This window comes from Escherichia sp. E4702 (assembly GCF_963883545.1).
Taxonomy (GTDB): domain Bacteria; phylum Pseudomonadota; class Gammaproteobacteria; order Enterobacterales; family Enterobacteriaceae; genus Escherichia.
In genome coordinates, this window is record NZ_CAWORF010000013.1 from 24,197 (window position 1) to 41,647 (window position 17,451).

Below are 17,451 nucleotides of genomic sequence, written 5' to 3' on the forward strand. Positions count from 1 at the left end.
TCCTTATTCAAACAGAGCTTCAATATCGTTAATCAACTCGCTGGCGGTGATGGCATCGAGCACGAAGAACTGTGCTTCCTGTGTTGAATTACTTCCCCAGCCATAGCTTTCTGCTTTGCCTTCCCATAGCCACAGCTTGCTTAAGAGTTGCTCGGCGCTAAGTTCGGCTGGCGACATACCAACTGCAAAGCCTTCATCGATTTCCATGATTAACGACCAGCGGCCCAGAGGTTTGATCATCCAGCCGATCCAGCCACCATCCTGCGGTTCACCACGCACCCAACCTTTATTCGCCAGTCCCATGACCCGACCGCTCGGGCATTTTCTGCCTGCCCAGCGGGTCAATTCGCTGGCATTGCGCTCGGTTTCTGTCAGGGCGTAACTGTTACGGTCGAGCTGGCGGAACGGCGGTAACAGTTCATAGTCGGCAAAAAGCTGCCCAAAGGCGGCGGCATCCGTCGGTGATATCTCCAGAACGTGAGGAATACCAATAGAGATATCGCCTTCCGGCAAGGTGAAGATGTCATCGTCAGCGGTGCTGTAGCTGTTATCTTCCGCTACGCGAAAGCAAGCCAGTAGCTGGTTTTCGGCGCTATAAACGCCCCAAATCAGACGGCGGGTTAAGTGGCGGACCAGCGGATGCTCAACCAGGAAGAGCTGAAAGTTTTCAGCCGACCAGCGGCGACGAAGGCACATGGCGGATTCCAGCCTTGCTACCTGCTGGGCAGCAACGGTACGCGCATCTTTTTTCAGCAATTTGTAGCGGTTAACAGCATCGTTCGCCTGTGATTCATCATCGCTTTTGTTTGGTTTGGGCAGGTCTTTCAGACGACTGCCGGAAGCGTCACGCACAAACGGTTTTAAGGTTTCATCAAAGCTGACGGTGAACTGGCGTGGGCCGAAATCCAGCAGCAACGAACCGTTATCATCCAGACCGAGATCCGGTGCTAACCGATCTTCAAGCTCCGCCACCGTGAGTTCGCGGCTCTCGGCAATGTTGGCAATTTTTTCTTTTGCCCGCTCCTGTAATGCTTTGAATTTCAGTTTCTGGGCGATGCCGTTAAGCTGCATCAGGGCGATATCGCTGCCGATAGCAGCGAGAATATCCAACCCAACGGTGGCGCGTTTATGCTGAGATTCGCCAGGCCAGGCGCGGATTAATGGCGTCAGTTTGCGGGCGGTGTCATCGTTGCCGAGAACACCTAACGCAGTGAACGCCCAGCTCTCTTTCGACGGTGCTCCCGCAGTCAGCCAGGCGGTAAACAGATCCCAGGCAAATTCAGCCAGTGAGTCGGCGGTACAAGCGTCTTTCACCTGCAATAATCCCGGATACAGCACCTCTTCCTGAGGGAAGCGGAGCATTTCGCCGAGGTGGAGGAGGGCGCTATCTGGCAGTACCTTGCTGCTATTTTTGAGTTTCGGGCGAGTCCATAATGGAGGTTGATAAAACAACGGTAAAGGGGGAATTTTCGCTGGGTATTTACCCATAGGATCGCTGTCGTTATTTTTATTTTGAATTGCCCAGGGCGGTGAGACTAGTACCATTGGTAGAATTTCTGAGTTTGCAAAATCTTCATTGCGACTATTCAGCAATTGCTGACATTGTTGCAATAAATTTGCCGCTTGCGACGATAATCCGATGACTAATTTTTCGACCAATAAAGGATTTGCATTAAGTAATGAAACCAGCAATGTATGTTTGCGTTTATCATCTTTTTTTACCAATGCTTCGGCTAATGCCGCTATCGTGGCAGAAGGAAAATTTTCGGCACTTTTTATTAGTCGTTCATAACAGCGTTTATTAGTATCGGCGGCTTCGATGAGTGCCGTAATGGCCAACGGATGATTAATACATTTCAGTACGTCACCGCAATTATCTTCTTCAGCATAGGGAGCCAGGCGAGCCAGTGCCGCTATACCTTGCTCCCGTAATACCGTAGCTGACCAACTGGCACCATAGGTGTTAAATACATCAATGTATTGATAGTTCTCCAGTATTTCGAGCGTGAATGGATCTGTCGCTACCAGTTTCAACATTTCAAGTTGTGGAACATCTGCGACCTGGTGTAAACGATGTACGATCTCATGGGCACTTCGGGTATTTCTGGCATTAAAATGGCAATTAACGGTTGGCGATAGAGTGATATATCTGGTAACGCAACGAGTAATTTTGCAATGCAATTTTGCCATACTTCTTCTTCTGCTAGTGATAAATGTTTACGCAGACGTAAACTAAATTTGTCGTTATTCCTTCTATAACTGTCCTTGCTGCTATCTGCATAATTAATAAAGAAAGTCAAATGTTCATCTTTATAGTCAAAATCGAAATCAATTTGCCACCAGAAGATGACAGTTTCAGTTGCGTATTCGATACCGAAGGTGCTAACAATTTCATCCAGCAACTCGGATGAGGTTTCATCATTCCAGCCCTGACAAAAACATATTTCCAGAAAAGTAAGTACCGCCATAGTACGCGCGGGTATCTCAGTCTTTTGGGCCTTAATTAAGCTGATTGCCTGGCTAATCGCATCAGCCCATTCATCAGAGCATGAGCTGTAATCGAAAGTCAGATTTTTATAATAGTGATAAGTACGATTTGCTAGCCGGGAAATTAAATTTTGTTTCTCGGGTTTGGTCGGTTTTTTTACTGGTTCCCCAGGCCAAAGGCGGTGGCTGAGTGCATAGCGGGCAATATTCGGGGGAAGAATAATGGGATCGTTGTCTGCCAGCCAGGGTAAACTGTTAGTTTCCATTTGATGCTTTATTGAGGCGTTTTCCTCTGTGACGAGGACTTTCTTTGCTGAGGCGTCATGTGAGTTAGCGTTTGAGTCTACTTGCTCCACATACCCCTTCTTCACCTTCTCCGCAACCAGCTTCAGTTCCGCTTTTTCCGCCGCCGCAGTATCTGCAAAGCTTTTTACCTGACTTTGCCCGTTGGTGCCGACTTTGCCCCAACTGATATGCAGCTCGTTGTCTTGCTGCTCAACCGCCCAGAATTTATGTGATTTTTCGTCCTGATAAATATAGGTTTTCATTGCTAAATCCTTTTAATCAAACAGTGATTCGATGTCGTTAATCAGCTCGCTGGCGGTGATGTCGTCGAGCACGGAGAAAGTGGGGGAGGATTGTTTACCGTAGCGATCATAAGAGGCAGTGATTTTTACGCTTTCGACAGGCAGCAGGTCGCTATACCCCGTTTCGCCATAAATTAATGAAAAAGGTTCTGTTTCAAGTTCGAGATCGCCATAAGGAGTAGATTTGCGCATCGCGTAAACGCTGCCGCTTTCTTCCAGACGTTGCCAGCCTCGGCGTTCCAGCCCGACAATGCGCCCGGCCTGGCAAAGACGTCCTTGCCAGCGTATCAATTCATGGGAATCACGTTCATTATCAGCAAGGTGGTAATAACCACGATCGAGTTGGCGGAACGGAGGAAGTAGTTCGTAATCAGTATAAATTTGCCCAAATGCAGCGGCGGATTCAGGAGATATTTCCAGCACATGCGGAATACCGATGTTTCCTGCTGGTAACGTGAATAGCTCTTCCTGCGCATCGCTGTAAGTGCTGTCTTCTGCGACCCGGAAGCAGGCAATCAGCGTGTTTTCCTCAGTATATACTCCCCATAACAGCCGTCGGGTTAAGTGACGTACCAGCGGATGCTCCACCAGAAACAGGCGGAACTGCTCTGCCGTCCAGCGTCTGCGTTGGCACATAGCCTGCTCCAGACGATCAATCTGCTGGCTGGCTATGGCTCGCGCATCTTTCTTCAATTGTTTAAAGAGGTTAACGGCGTCAGTTGCCAGTGTTTTATCATCGCTCTGGTTTGGTTTAGGTAAATCTTTCAGGACTTTGTCGTTTGCGTCGCGAACCACGGGTTTCAAGGTTTCGTCAAAACCAACGGTAAATTGACGTGGGCCGAAATCCAGTGTCAGCGAGCCACTGCTATCAAGTCCTAAATCCGGTGCCAGGCGGTCTTCCAGTTCAGCCATAGTCAGCCCACGGTTTTCAGCGACCATGTTGATTTTGTCACTCGCATGTTCCTGCAATGCGGCGAATTTAATTTTTCGCGCGATGCCATTAAGCAGCATCAGCGCAATATCGCTGCCAATATCAGCTAATACATCCAGCCCGGAAACCGCGCGTTTATGCTGGGATTCACCCGGCCATGCGCGGATGAGTGGGGTTAATTTACGCGCGGTGTCGTCATTGCCTAAAATCCCAAGCGAAGTAAATGCCCAGTTTTCTTTTGCGGGTGCGCCAGCTTCTGTCCAGGCGGTATACAGATCCCAGCCAAATTCAGCCAGTGATTCGCGGGTGAAGGTTTCTTTGATGATCGCAAGCCCTGCGTAGGGGGTAATGTCGCGTGGAAAGCTCAGCATTATGCCGAGGTGGCGCATAGCGTCATCGGACAGAGGCAGGTTGTTACTTTTCAGCCGTGGTCTGCGCCATAAGGTGAACTGATAAAAGCCGGGCAGTGGGGCGATTTTAGCGGGATATTCTTCCAGTGGGTCGCTATCAAATAATGTTGCCAGCGCAGCTAAAACATCAGGTTGGTTATACCCCCGGGCGATTTCCTCAATCGTTTCTCGCTGGTTTAATTTCACTAGCAGGCGGAGCGCCTGGCGGGCACAATCACGATCTTTTCCTTTTTTGCCCAAGGCCACAGGAAGTAGCCCGGCGGCAGCATGGCGCGGGTAGTCAGTTAGCCAGTTTCGCGCATCTTCATAAGACATTTTTTTCTGTAGCTGTTGCGCCATCGGTAAGGCCAGTTCACTGACACCGAGGAAGAAGGTGAAGAAGCACAGGCGTCGTGGATTACGTTGCAGACAGGTCATAAATGCAGGTATGGCGGCGCGACCAAAAATTGCCAGAATATTTTCCTCACCAGAGTAGTTATCTTCTTTGACTATCTGGTTAAGAAAAGAAATGGCCTGTTGACCAGGCAGGTAACAGAGGGCAATGAGATTCCAGCTTTTATATGCATTGTCATGGTATTGCGCAAATTCAGCATTGAGTGCTGGAAAATCGAAGCGTAGCAGGGCATCAACGGCACTTTGTGGCGCCGGAATTTTTTCGTATATTTTTTCTCCGCTCTCCCGCCATTTGTCAAAACCAAGACACCACAGAATTTGCTGTTCTGGTGTGAGGGGGACTAAGTGTGTCTCCCAGCTTGCTTTTTCCATCGGCGGCAGGTCGGTAAACAATGTCTGTTTTGTTGCCTGCTGTTGGGCTATTTGCTGGAAGCGGGTGACAAGGTATGTACGGGTTAGTTTTTTGGCAATCTCTGGAGTGATATCCGAAACAGAAGGAACTGGAAGCACAGGAAGATCAAACACCGGCGTATTTTTCTTTTTCTCTTTGGTCATCCAGGGCGGCGAAACAAATAACTCCGGCAACATATCCACAGTGGCATATTCACATTCTTCAGCGACTGGCTGCGGACGACATTCAGATAAGATGCCTGCCGCCTTAGCATTAACCCAGGGAATGACGTCGCATACTAACTCTGGCGTGGCGGTAATCAGTTTGACAAGTGCGTTGCGCCACTGTGCATCTTCATGTATAGCCAGCAAAGTTGCATAAGCGGCAATAGCCGCAGCGGGATGTTTCTGACAGGCTTTGCTTAAGTATTCCAGGTGCTTTTTCTTGCCAATTACACCGAGGATCAGAATTTGAATCGCATCCGGGTGATTCGTTTTCCATAGCCATTTGACAAGATCTTCAGTCTCGCTGATGCGCTCGAAGAGATAAGTGGGATTGTCAGAATGCTCTTCCGTAAACTCAGTAAGTATACGGCCTGCACCGCGAATTCCATTATTTGCCAGCAACATTGCCAGATAAGCGCGAAAATCACGATATAACGGTGGGAAATCGTATTTTTCTGCTGTAGTCAGAGCGGCGTCATCGGTTACCACCAGTCTTAACCAGGTCATCGCCGGAACGTTTTGGTCTGCATAGCGTAGAGCCATAGCATTGGCGATATCCGGGCGTTCAGGGAGCAGTAACGCCGCAAAAGGTTGCCGTGCGGGGGAGAGCGAGGGAATAGCCGCAAGTACTTTATCTACACAGCGTTGCCACTCATCTTCTGAAGCGAGTGAAAGATGATGACATAGACGTTGATGCCAGTTCGGTAGTGATTCTGCTTCGTGAGCTGGAGGAATAATGGTCGTGACGACGCCTTTTACTGATTTATATTTTAGTTGAAGAGCGAGAAGGGCAATTTCAACGGCACTTTCCAGACCACAGCGAATGACTAAGTCATCGACCAGTTCATCTGCAGAGTAAGAGTTCCTAAAGTGCCAGAGTAATGCTGCGTCAGACTGCGCACTCCCTGTCTGTAGATTATCCCGGATTCGCAACTGTAATTCGGCAAACGCCTGCTTCCAGTTTTCCGGATAAGAACTGTAGTATTGTTTTAAATCATATGCATTGGTGTTATCTGCAATACGCTTCCATATCTCTCCTTTATTGCGCGGATAATTAATTTCTCTTGGCCTGCGGCGATGAGGAAAAGCAAATCGATTAATATCGTCAGTGACCGGAATGACTGCATTATCAGCCAGCCATGGGCGTTTATTTTGACTCACAGGGGGAGTTTTAACTTCAGGAGTGGCTTTGGTGACTGGAGGGATATATACGTTTGCCGAATCGCCTTCCACATAGCCTTTTTTCGTTTTCTCTGCGATCAGCTTCTGTTCCGCTTTTGCCGCCGCAGCAGCATCAGCAAAACTTTTTACCTGGCTTTGCCCGTTGGTGCCGACTTTGCCCCAACTGATATGCAACTCGTTGCCTTGCTGCTCCACCGCCCAAAATTTATGTGATTTTTCGTCCTGATAGATAAAGTGTCTCATTCTGCATCCCTGTAATTTTATCCAGTTGAATGCAGATGCTACCAGTATTTATGCGGGTTAGAGAGAGACAAAATCGCAAGAAAACAACTTTAGGAATTTATAAAGAAAAGGCGCTGTCGATGCAGCGCCTTGAAGGGGGATTATTTCACCTGATGGCCTGGTTTAGCACCAGCATCCGGGCTTAGCAGGAAGATATCTTTCCCGCCAGGACCGGCAGCCATCACCATGCCTTCAGAGATACCAAAGCGCATTTTACGTGGTGCCAGGTTGGCCACCATAATGGTGTGACGACCAATCAGTGCCTGCGGATCCGGGTAAGCAGAACGAATGCCGGAGAAGACATTACGTTTTTCGCCGCCGAGATCCAGCGTCAGGCGCAGCAGTTTGTCAGAACCTTCAACAAACTCTGCGTTTTCAATCAGCGCCACGCGCAGGTCAACTTTGGCGAAGTCGTCAAAGGTGATGGTTTCCTGAATCGGATCATCTGCCAGCGGGCCAGTAACTGGTGCAGCAGTGGCTTTCACTTCTTCTTTAGAGGCTTCCACCAGAGCTTCAACCTGTTTCATATCGATGCGGTTATACAGCGCCTTGAACGGATTCACTTTGTGGCCCAGCAGCGGTAGCTGGATACCATCCCAGGTCAGTTCCGTATTCAGGAATGCTTCTGCACGCACGGTCAGTTTCGGCAGTACCGGCTTCAGGTAAGTCATCAGCACGCGGAACAGGTTGATGCCCATTGAGCAAATCGCCTGCAGGTCAGCATCGCGACCTTCCTGTTTTGCGACTACCCACGGAGCCTGTTCATCGACATAGCGGTTAGCCAGGTCAGCCAGTGCCATGATTTCGCGCACTGCTTTACCAAATTCACGGCTTTCCCACGCTTCACCAATCACTTCAGCGGCATCGGTAAAGGTTTTGTACAGCTCAGGGTCAGCCAGCTCGCTTGCCAGCACACCGTCAAAACGCTTGTTGATAAAGCCCGCATTACGGGAGGCCAGGTTAACCACTTTGTTAACGATATCGGCATTCACGCGCTGAACGAAATCTTCCAGGTTGAGATCGATATCATCAATGCGCGAAGACAGTTTTGCAGTGTAGTAGTAACGCAGGCTGTCGGCGTCAAAATGATTCAGCCAGGTGCTGGCTTTAATAAAGGTGCCGCGAGACTTGGACATTTTCGCGCCGTTCACCGTCACATAGCCGTGAACAAACAGGTTGGTCGGCTTGCGGAAGTTGCTACCTTCCAGCATGGCAGGCCAGAACAGGCTGTGGAAGTAAACAATATCTTTACCGATGAAGTGATACAGCTCGGCGGTGGAATCTTTCTTCCAGTATTCGTCGAAGCTTACGCTGTCGCCGCGCTTGTCGCACAGATTCTTGAATGAACCCATATAGCCAATCGGCGCGTCCAGCCAGACGTAGAAATATTTGCCCGGCGCGTTCGGAATTTCAAAACCGAAGTACGGCGCGTCGCGGGAGATATCCCACTGTTGCAGGCCGGATTCAAACCACTCCTGCATTTTATTTGCCACTTGCTCCTGCAACGCGCCGCTGCGGGTCCATGCCTGCAACATTTCGCTGAAAGAAGGCAGATCAAAGAAGAAGTGTTCGGAATCACGCATTACCGGCGTAGCGCCAGAAACCACCGATTTCGGTTCGATCAATTCAGTCGGGCTATATGTTGCGCCGCAGACTTCGCAGTTATCGCCGTATTGATCAGGTGCTTTACATTTCGGGCAGGTGCCTTTCACAAAACGGTCCGGCAGGAACATGCCTTTTTCCGGATCGTACAACTGAGAGATGGTGCGGTTTTTAATAAAACCGTTCTCTTTCAGGCGGCTGTATATAAGCTCCGACAGCTGACGGTTCTCTTCGCTGTGCGTAGAGTGGTAATTGTCGTAGCTAATGTTAAAGCCTGCGAAATCAGTCTGATGCTCCTGACTCATTTCGCCAATCATCTGCTCCGGTGTGATACCAAGTTGCTGGGCTTTCAGCATGATTGGCGTACCGTGGGCATCGTCGGCGCAGATGAAGTTGACCTCGTGGCCGCGCATTCGCTGGTAACGGACCCAGACATCAGCCTGGATGTGCTCCAGCATATGGCCGAGGTGGATTGAGCCGTTGGCGTACGGCAGTGCGCACGTTACCAGAATTTTCTTCGCGACTTGAGTCATAGCAGGCATTACTTCTTTGTAGTGAAAAGGGCTTAGATAGTACCAAATGGGGCATGGTTACGTAAGTCCTGTGCAAGCATCTTATGATGCATTATTAGGTAAGTACTTAGCTGTTAACTTCAGGTAAACTAATAGCGATAAGTTATCTTTATAAATAAGGAGTCGGGATGAACGAACAATCCCAGGCCAAATCACCAGAAGCCCTGCGCGCAATGGTCGCCGGGACACTGGCCAATTTTCAGCACCCAACCCTCAAGCATAACCTCACTACGCTAAAAGCGTTGCACCATGTTGCCTGGATGGACGACACGTTGCATGTGGAACTGGTTATGCCGTTTGTCTGGCATAGTGCGTTCGAAGATTTAAAAGAGCAATGTAGCGCCGAATTGCTGCGTATCACTGGGGCGAAAGCTATCGACTGGAAACTGTCGCATAACATTGCCACTCTGAAACGAGTGAAGAATCAGCCGGGTATTAACGGCGTGAAGAACATCATTGCGGTCAGTTCCGGCAAAGGCGGCGTGGGTAAATCCTCCACTGCGGTAAACCTGGCGCTGGCACTGGCGGCGGAAGGGGCGAAAGTCGGCATTCTGGACGCCGATATCTACGGCCCATCAATCCCAACCATGCTGGGCGCAGAAAACCAGCGTCCGACGTCACCAGACGGCACCCATATGGCACCGATTATGTCTCATGGCCTGGCAACCAATTCAATTGGTTATCTGGTCACTGACGACAATGCGATGGTATGGCGTGGTCCAATGGCCAGCAAGGCGCTAATGCAGATGTTGCAAGAAACCTTATGGCCAGACCTCGACTATCTGGTGCTCGACATGCCGCCAGGAACTGGTGACATTCAGCTGACGCTGGCGCAGAACATTCCAGTAACCGGTGCAGTAGTGGTAACAACGCCGCAGGATATCGCGCTGATTGATGCCAAAAAAGGCATCGTGATGTTTGAAAAGGTCGAAGTTCCTGTGCTCGGTATTGTCGAGAACATGAGTGTGCATATTTGCAGTAACTGTGGTCACCATGAGCCGATTTTCGGCACTGGCGGCGCAGAGAAACTGGCAGAGAAATACCACACGCAACTGCTGGGGCAGATGCCTTTACACATCTCCTTACGCGAAGATCTTGATAAAGGCACGCCAACGGTTATCAGCCGTCCGGAGAGCGAATTTACCGCTATCTACCGCCAGCTGGCAGACCGTGTTGCAGCCCAACTCTACTGGCAGGGCGAAGTCATCCCTGGCGAGATTGCCTTTCGCGCCGTATAACGCGTATTAACCTTTTAGGTTATTCTTCATTCACCGCATCAATGTTAAATTGATGCGGTGAATTTTTTGCAGCTTTAATAACCCCTTTTTTAATGCCGCGAATATTCAGTGGATCTTAGTCCGAAACTGTACAAAGGCGATTGATTGTGCAAGCACTGTCTCTTTATCATCCCTCGTGGCTGTGTAGCGGATGTACAGCTATAGTTTGTTATGCACTCAATCTACCCGGCATAACCTTTACTACAGGGATAACGTTCAATGAATAAGTATTGGTTGTCAGGAGTTTTTTTTCTTGCTTATGGACTAGCATCACCCGCGTTCTCTTCTGATACTGCAACATTAACCATCAATGGCAGGATTAGTTCCCCTACATGCAGTATGGATGTTGTTAATAATCATCTTCAGCAACGTTGTGGGCGGTTGTTACAACGAGTTGAAACCAACTATCGCGCTTCTTCTACTGCAAAAGGCGTTACGACAGAAGTGGTTGCTGTGGGTAATAATGACAAACGTAAAATCGTGTTAAATCGTTACGATTAATTTGGCAACACCGTTTTAAGCATATTTAGAAAGCCAAAATCATTCTCGTGAATGATTTTGGCTTTTTTATTTATTTAATAAATGTTATTTACGGTAATTTGCGGTAATCAATCAGTTTCAAATATGTTTGTTATATGGAATTATGTGTTGTGATTATATTGTATTAGTTAATTTGTTTTAAATCAATAAAACAATATGTTTACATTGAAGCAACCTTTTTGGTGTGAGAAATTTGTTTCCAAGAGATACAGACTCTTAACAAAACAAAATAAACCTATTAAGGAACACATTATGAAACGTTCAATTATTGCTGCCGCTGTCTTGTCCTCTGTATTTATGAGTGCTGGTGTATTTGCTGAAGACGTCGACACCGGAACTTTAACCATTAAAGGAAATATTGCTGAATCTCCATGTACATTTGTTGCTGGTGGTGATTCAGTCAGTATTAATATGCCGACTGTACCAACCACTGTATTTGATGGTAAAGCGAAATATTCAACTTATGATGATGCGGTTGGTGTAACCAGCAGTATGCTGAAAATTACTTGTCCGAAGACTATTGATGGCGTAAAACTTTCATTGATCACCAACGAGAAAATTCTTGGTAATGATAAGGCAATATCCAGTAGTAATGACACAGTTGGATACTATCTCTATTTAGGGGATAGCAGTGACGTACTGGATATTTCCGCACCGTTTAATATTGAAAGTTATAAAACTGCTGACGGACAATATGCCATACCGTTTAAGGCAAAATATCTGAAGTTGACTGACAGTGGTGTTGCATCTGGTACTGTTAACTCTTCATTGGTTATGCGTGTTGCCCAGGATTAAACATTTAAAATAATCACCTTATTTTTTCAGCAACTTAAAATGGCCGCCATATTCATGGCGGTCAGCATAAATATAAGAGGCATTAAGATGAAAGGATTATTATCTTTACTCATCTCTTCTATGATATTTCCTGTGCATGCCGGAATGGTTATTTTCGGGACACGTATCATTTACCCGGCAGAGCAGAAAGAAGTCATGGTACAACTGATGAATCAGGGAAACCGCTCTTCGCTGGTGCAGGTATGGATTGATGATGGTGACACGTCTCTGCCGCCAGAAAAGATTCAGGTTCCTTTCATGTTAACGCCACCAGTAGTGAAAGTAGCGGCCAATTCTGGGCAACAAATAAAAATTAAAATCATGCCTAATAAATTACCTGTTAATAAGGAGAGTATTTTCTATCTAAACGTTCTGGATATTCCACCGAATAGCCCAGAAGATGAAGGAAAGAATGCGTTAAAATTTGCCATGCAAAACAGAATCAAGTTGTTTTACCGACCTGCAGGTGTTGCCCCAGTAAATAAAACGACCTTTAAAAAATTGCGGGTGAGTCGTAGCGGTAATAACGTAGTCATAAAAAATGACTCGCCAAATTGGGTAACGATTTCTGACGTTAAGGCTAATAACGTCAAAGTGAATTATGAAACTATCATGATTGCACCACTAGAAAGTCAGAATGTCAGTGTGAAAAATAATAATACGGATGGCTGGCAACTGACCATTATCGATGATCACGGCAACTATATTAGTGACAAAATTTAATCGCAGGAGCTTCCTATGTTGAGAATGACCCCGCTTGCATCAGCAATAGTCGCGTTATTGCTCGGCATTGAAGCACATGCAACAGAAGAAACCTTTGACACCCATTTTATGATGGGAGGAATGAAAGGTGAGCAAGTAACAAATTTGCGTCTTGATGATAATCAGCCTTTACCCGGCCAGTACGACATTGATATTTATGTCAATAAGCAATGGCGTGGAAAATATGAGATTATCGTAAAAGATAACCCAGATGAAACTTGCCTGACGCGTGAAATTGTAAAGCGGTTAGGTATAAATAGCGATAATTTGGCACGCGACAAACAATGCTTAACATTTGAGCAACTTGTACAGGGTGGAAGCTACGCCTGGGATATTGGAATTTTTCGTTTGGATCTTGCTGTCCCACAGGCCTGGGTCGAAGAACTGGAAAATGGTTACGTTCCGCCAGAAAACTGGGAACGGGGAATTAATGCGTTTTATACGTCTTATTATGTAAGTCAGTATTACAGTGACTATAAAGCCTCGGGTAATAGTAAGAGTACCTATGTGCGTTTTAACAGTGGGCTAAATTTGCTGGGATGGCAGCTGCATTCTGACGCCAGTTTTAGCAAAACGGATAATAATCCAGGGGAGTGGAAAAGCAACACACTGTATCTGGAGCGTGGATTTTCTCAAATTCTCGGTACTCTGCGTATTGGTGATATGTACACTTCAGCCGATATATTTGATTCCGTTCGCTTCAGCGGAGTTCGGTTATTTCGTGATATGCAGATGTTGCCAAACTCGAAGCAAAATTTTACCCCGCGGGTACAGGGGATTGCCCAGAGTAACGCGTTGGTAACTATTGAACAGAACGGTTTTGTCGTTTATCAGAAAGAGGTTCCACCTGGCCCATTTTCGATTAGTGATTTGCAGTTAGCGGGCGGAGGTGCGGATCTTGATGTGAGTGTTAAGGAAGCCGATGGATCAGTTACTACATATCTGGTGCCTTATGCGGCAGTACCTAATATGCTGCAACCTGGCGTATCAAAATATGATTTTGCAGCGGGCCGTAGTCATATTGAAGGTGCGAGCAAGCAAAGTGATTTTGTCCAGGCAGGTTATCAGTATGGTTTTAATAACTTATTGACGCTGTATGGCGGCACGATGGTTGCTAATAATTACTACGCGTTTACCCTCGGAACAGGTTGGAACACGCGCATTGGCGCAATTTCAGTCGATGCAACTAAATCGCACAGTAAGCAAGACAATGGTGATGTGTTTGACGGGCAAAGTTATCAAATTGCTTATAACAAATTTTTGAGCCAAACATCGACACGTTTTGGTCTGGCGGCCTGGCGTTATTCGTCGCGTGATTACCGCACGTTTAACGATTATGTGTGGGCAAATAATAAAGATAATTATCGTCGTGATAAAAACGATGTCTATGACATTGCCGATTATTACCAGAATGATTTTGGTCGCAAAAATAGCTTTTCCGCCAATATGAGTCAGTCATTGCCAGAAGGCAGGGGATCTGTGTCATTAAGTACTTTATGGCGTGATTACTGGGGGCGCAGTGGCAGTAGTAAAGATTATCAACTGAGTTATTCCAATAACTGGCGGCGGATAAGCTATACCCTCGCGGCAAGCCAGGCGTATGACGAGAATCATCATGAAGAGAAACGTTTTAATATTTTTATATCAATTCCCTTTGATTGGGGTGATGACGTTACGACGTCTCGTCGGCAAATATATATGTCTAACTCAACGACGTTTGATGATCAGGGTTTTGCCTCAAATAATACGGGATTATCAGGAACAGTAGGGAGTCGGGATCAGTTCAATTATGGTGTCAACCTGAGTCATCAACATCAGGGAAATGAAACGACAGCTGGAGCGAATTTAACCTGGAACGCGCCGGTGGCAACAGTGAATGGCAGTTATAGTCAGTCGAGTACTTATCGACAGGCTGGAGCCAGTGTTTCAGGGGGCATCGTCGCCTGGTCGGGTGGCGTTAATCTGGCGAACCGTCTTTCCGAAACGTTTGCTGTGATGAATGCGCCAGGAATTAAAGATGCTTATGTCAATGGGCAAAAATATCGCACAACAAACCGTAATGGAGTGGTGGTATACGACGGAATGACACCTTATCGGGAAAATCACCTGATGCTGGATGTGTCGCAAAGCGATAGCGAAGCAGAATTGCGCGGTAACCGGAAAATTGCCGCACCTTATCGCGGCGCGGTTGTACTGGTTGATTTTGATACCGATCAGCGCAAGCCCTGGTTTATAAAAGCGTCAAGAGCGGATGGGCAACCATTAACGTTTGGTTATGAAGTCAATGATATCCATGGTCATAATATTGGCGTTGTCGGCCAGGGAAGCCAGTTATTTATTCGCACCAATGAAGTACCGCCAGCGGTTAATGTGGCAATTGATAAGCAACAAGGGCTTTCATGCACAATCACCTTCGATAAAGAGATTGATGAAAGTAAAAATTATATCTGTCGGTGAGAGGTGGAATATGATTTTCAGAAATGGAATGTTACTAATTTTTATTTTATGGGCTAATTTTACCTGGGCTGGATGTCGTACCACTGCATCATTAAATATTACTGATAGTATTAATGTGGGGGAGATTTTAGCGAATGAGGTTTCCTTTAGTAAAAGTGTTGTGTTTACTGGGATATCTTGTGATACGAGCACGGATAAAATAGTCTATAAAAATATCCAAAGTGATTGGGTTGAAGTCGGGCCTTTTGGTAATGGCGAAAATTTAAAGGTTAAAATAGAGTCTTTAGGTAAAACCAGTGACACGATTGGGAAATCCAGCAATGCGCAGGCAGTATTACCCTATGTGGTTAAAATATCTAAAGGCACACCTGATTTTACTGGAGAAAGAAAACCTACCTGGTTTCTTTCAGATACTGTGATTGCAAATATTGGCGGTGAGTCATCTTCATCCATTGACTTTTGGTTGAGCATTTGTAAGACATTGAAGATTAACTGGTGTGTAAGTTATCTCACCAGTAAACTGGCGGGGGATACATTTACGCTTGGGTTAAGTATTTCCTATTATCCTAAAAATACGACCTGTAAGCCTGAAAACACAGTAATAAAAGTAGATGATATTGCCTTGTCCCAGCTCAGAAGTCAGGGAAAGATTACGGCGAACACTAAGGAAGGAATAATCACGTTGAAATGTGATAATCTTTTCGGCGACACAAAACAAGCATCGCGGAATATGGTCGTATATCTTTCCAGTAGTGACTTAGTTACAGGAAGCAATACAATTTTGCGCGGCAACATAGATAATGGTGTAGGATTTGTGTTGGATCTAAAAGAACCACCCAAAGGGACTGAAGCAGCCATCAAAATCTCTGCTAGCGGCGATCAGGGCGCGGCGACATCATTATGGAAAACAGATAAACCCGGGGCTTCTTTAAATAGTAATATTATTAATATACCTGTCCTGGCCAGTTACTATGTTTATGATAAAAATAAAGTAAAATCTGGCGCACTACAGGCAACCGCATTAATCAACGTGAAATACGACTAATAACAAGTAAGACGTGCAAGTGGCTAATAATAAAAAATAATAAGGTGTCTGCATTTCCCCCTCTCTCCGAGGGGGCTTTTTTTAGCGATGGTAAAAAATCTCACCGTCGTAGGCTTTAATGATTTTTCCGTCGGTATCATTGATCAGCACATATGCACCGCCCATATAGGTCCAGTGGGTTCCGGCGTCAGGTGCGGGCAGGTTACGCAACTGCCACTGCTTAATGTTGTACTCATCGGTACGGTACATTTCTGGTACGGTGTCACCTGGTTTGAAATGCTTGAAGTCAGCAATGAAACTGCTTAACTCATACTTCGAAATTCCCGAGGCATTGGTCGAACCCGCGGTGGCTGGTGCGGCCCATGCTGCGCTGGTTACCAGCAAAAGCGCACCCAGCAACATCTTATTTTTTATGGTCATATACTCTCCACTTTGGGGATCAGTAAAATCAGTCGCATATCTTTCCTGCCATACAATATAACCGACAAGCGATATTTTGTTAGTGATCCCATGATTTCGTAAAAAGTGTAAATGAAAGGATGCAGCAAAAGCATCCTCATTGAGCGAGAAGTGAGCGGAATAAGCTGATTTAAGAATCATCCTGGGCTAAAGGGATAACGAAGCCCAGGTGATTGTTTTATCTCATAATACCCATCAAGCCATGCACTCCCATATACAACCCGACTAAACCAATCAACAGACTGGAAAAATAGGGGGCGCGTTTAGCGAGAGTGTTAAATCCGCTCCAGCGTTTTGCAACCTGCTGAACGCTGATTGCTGCGCCAACGCCTACGGTGACCAGCGTTAATGCCAGGCCGATGCTGAAACTGACGACCAGAGTTGCACCCAATGTGAGGGCTTTCAACTGAATGCAAATCAACAACACTGTTATTGCCGCAGGGCAGGGGATAAGCCCGCCGGTTAAGCCAAACAGCAAAATTTGCCAGTTGGTGACCTCTCTACCATCAAAGCGTCGTTTAATGTCACTGGCATGGGCCAGCGCATGAGCATCCTGATACTCGTCGCTCTGGTCATGTTCGTGATGATGATCATGCTCGTGGTTGTGGTCGTGATGATGGTCATGATGGTGGTGCTCATGCATATTCTCCAGCCAGTTTTGTTCACCTCGCCAGGTGCGCCAGAACATCCAGAACGCGGTGCCAATAATGATCACCGCGGAAATCAACTGAAGCCACGGCTCCGCTGACTGTGCAGTAAAGCGTTTGCTGATCACCATCCCACCAAAAGCAATCAACCAGATTACTGCCGTATGCGAAATGGTTGCTGCCAGTCCGAGCATCACCGCCTGTTTAATGGTGCCTTTGATGGCGATGATAAACGCCGCCATCATCGTTTTTGAGTGTCCTGGCTCCAGACCATGTAGTGCACCAAGTAAGATGGCGCTGGGGATGAAAAAACAGGCGTTTCCTTGCTGAAGAAGAGTTGTAAATTCGGTCATGATAATAATTCTTAGT

The 17,451-nt window shown here is 46.7% G+C and carries 9 protein-coding genes and 3 pseudogenes; 6 read left to right on the top strand and 6 right to left on the bottom strand.

The genetic code is table 11. From position 1 onward, the window contains the following. Positions 1–3 precede the first annotated feature (3 nt). The 4 genes and pseudogenes from AACU94_RS05825 to metG form a co-directional block, all read right to left on the bottom strand. Positions 4–3,035 (bottom strand): annotated as a pseudogene (locus AACU94_RS05825) (WGR and DUF4132 domain-containing protein). Positions 3,036–3,047: 12 nt separating this feature from the next. Then, positions 3,048–4,715: pseudogene (locus AACU94_RS24685) on the bottom strand (DUF4132 domain-containing protein); the annotation flags it as partial. A 1,941-nt stretch (positions 4,716–6,656) separates the two neighbouring features. Next, a pseudogene (locus tag AACU94_RS05835) lies at positions 6,657–6,848 on the bottom strand (WGR domain-containing protein); the annotation flags it as partial. A gap of 140 nt (positions 6,849–6,988) precedes the next feature. Next, positions 6,989–9,022: a methionine--tRNA ligase gene (metG, locus tag AACU94_RS05840; protein ID WP_130217180.1), complete on the bottom strand. Its 2,034-nt coding sequence runs from the start codon at positions 9,020–9,022 to the stop codon at positions 6,989–6,991. Positions 9,023–9,189: 167 nt separating this feature from the next. Between metG and apbC the strand changes: the two genes are divergently transcribed. The 6 genes from apbC (at position 9,190) to AACU94_RS05870 (ending at position 15,976) form a co-directional block, all read left to right on the top strand. Then, positions 9,190–10,299, top strand: a complete 1,110-nt coding sequence (gene apbC / locus AACU94_RS05845) for an iron-sulfur cluster carrier protein ApbC (protein ID WP_130217182.1) — start codon at positions 9,190–9,192, stop codon at positions 10,297–10,299. Between the two features lie 258 nt (positions 10,300–10,557). After that, a complete protein-coding gene (locus AACU94_RS05850; protein ID WP_130217184.1) occupies positions 10,558–10,839 on the top strand; it encodes a DUF2574 family protein in 282 nt (93 codons plus the stop codon). 291 nt (positions 10,840–11,130) lie between these two features. Continuing rightward, entirely contained in the window at positions 11,131–11,673 is a 543-nt protein-coding gene (locus AACU94_RS05855) for a fimbrial protein (RefSeq protein WP_130217186.1), read from the top strand. Positions 11,674–11,760: 87 nt separating this feature from the next. After that, positions 11,761–12,435, top strand: coding sequence for a fimbria/pilus periplasmic chaperone (locus AACU94_RS05860; RefSeq protein WP_130217188.1), 675 nt, complete (start codon positions 11,761–11,763; stop codon positions 12,433–12,435). A 15-nt stretch (positions 12,436–12,450) separates the two neighbouring features. Continuing rightward, positions 12,451–14,931 (top strand): fimbrial biogenesis outer membrane usher protein, encoded by a 2,481-nt coding sequence (locus AACU94_RS05865; protein WP_130217190.1) that lies wholly within the window; start codon positions 12,451–12,453, stop codon positions 14,929–14,931. A gap of 10 nt (positions 14,932–14,941) precedes the next feature. After that, positions 14,942–15,976: a fimbrial protein gene (locus AACU94_RS05870; RefSeq protein WP_135489100.1), complete on the top strand. Its 1,035-nt coding sequence runs from the start codon at positions 14,942–14,944 to the stop codon at positions 15,974–15,976. 81 nt (positions 15,977–16,057) lie between these two features. Here the strand turns inward: AACU94_RS05870 and rcnB are convergent, their stop codons facing one another. Then, positions 16,058–16,396, bottom strand: a complete 339-nt coding sequence (gene rcnB, locus AACU94_RS05875; RefSeq protein ID WP_000153060.1) for a Ni(II)/Co(II) efflux transporter accessory subunit RcnB — start codon at positions 16,394–16,396, stop codon at positions 16,058–16,060. A gap of 217 nt (positions 16,397–16,613) precedes the next feature. Continuing rightward, complete coding sequence (locus tag AACU94_RS05880; protein ID WP_135489095.1) at positions 16,614–17,435, bottom strand: nickel/cobalt efflux protein RcnA; 822 nt, start codon at positions 17,433–17,435, stop codon at positions 16,614–16,616. Between the last annotated feature and the right edge of the window lie 16 nt (positions 17,436–17,451).

Coding starts and splice junctions, on each gene's coding strand:
- metG (WP_130217180.1), bottom strand. CDS start 9,022: ATGACTCAAGTCGCGAAGAAAATTCTGGTAACGTGCGCACTGCCGTAC.
- apbC (WP_130217182.1), top strand. CDS start 9,190: ATGAACGAACAATCCCAGGCCAAATCACCAGAAGCCCTGCGCGCAATG.
- AACU94_RS05850 (WP_130217184.1), top strand. CDS start 10,558: ATGAATAAGTATTGGTTGTCAGGAGTTTTTTTTCTTGCTTATGGACTA.
- AACU94_RS05855 (WP_130217186.1), top strand. CDS start 11,131: ATGAAACGTTCAATTATTGCTGCCGCTGTCTTGTCCTCTGTATTTATG.
- AACU94_RS05860 (WP_130217188.1), top strand. CDS start 11,761: ATGAAAGGATTATTATCTTTACTCATCTCTTCTATGATATTTCCTGTG.
- AACU94_RS05865 (WP_130217190.1), top strand. CDS start 12,451: ATGTTGAGAATGACCCCGCTTGCATCAGCAATAGTCGCGTTATTGCTC.
- AACU94_RS05870 (WP_135489100.1), top strand. CDS start 14,942: ATGATTTTCAGAAATGGAATGTTACTAATTTTTATTTTATGGGCTAAT.
- rcnB (WP_000153060.1), bottom strand. CDS start 16,396: ATGACCATAAAAAATAAGATGTTGCTGGGTGCGCTTTTGCTGGTAACC.
- AACU94_RS05880 (WP_135489095.1), bottom strand. CDS start 17,435: ATGACCGAATTTACAACTCTTCTTCAGCAAGGAAACGCCTGTTTTTTC.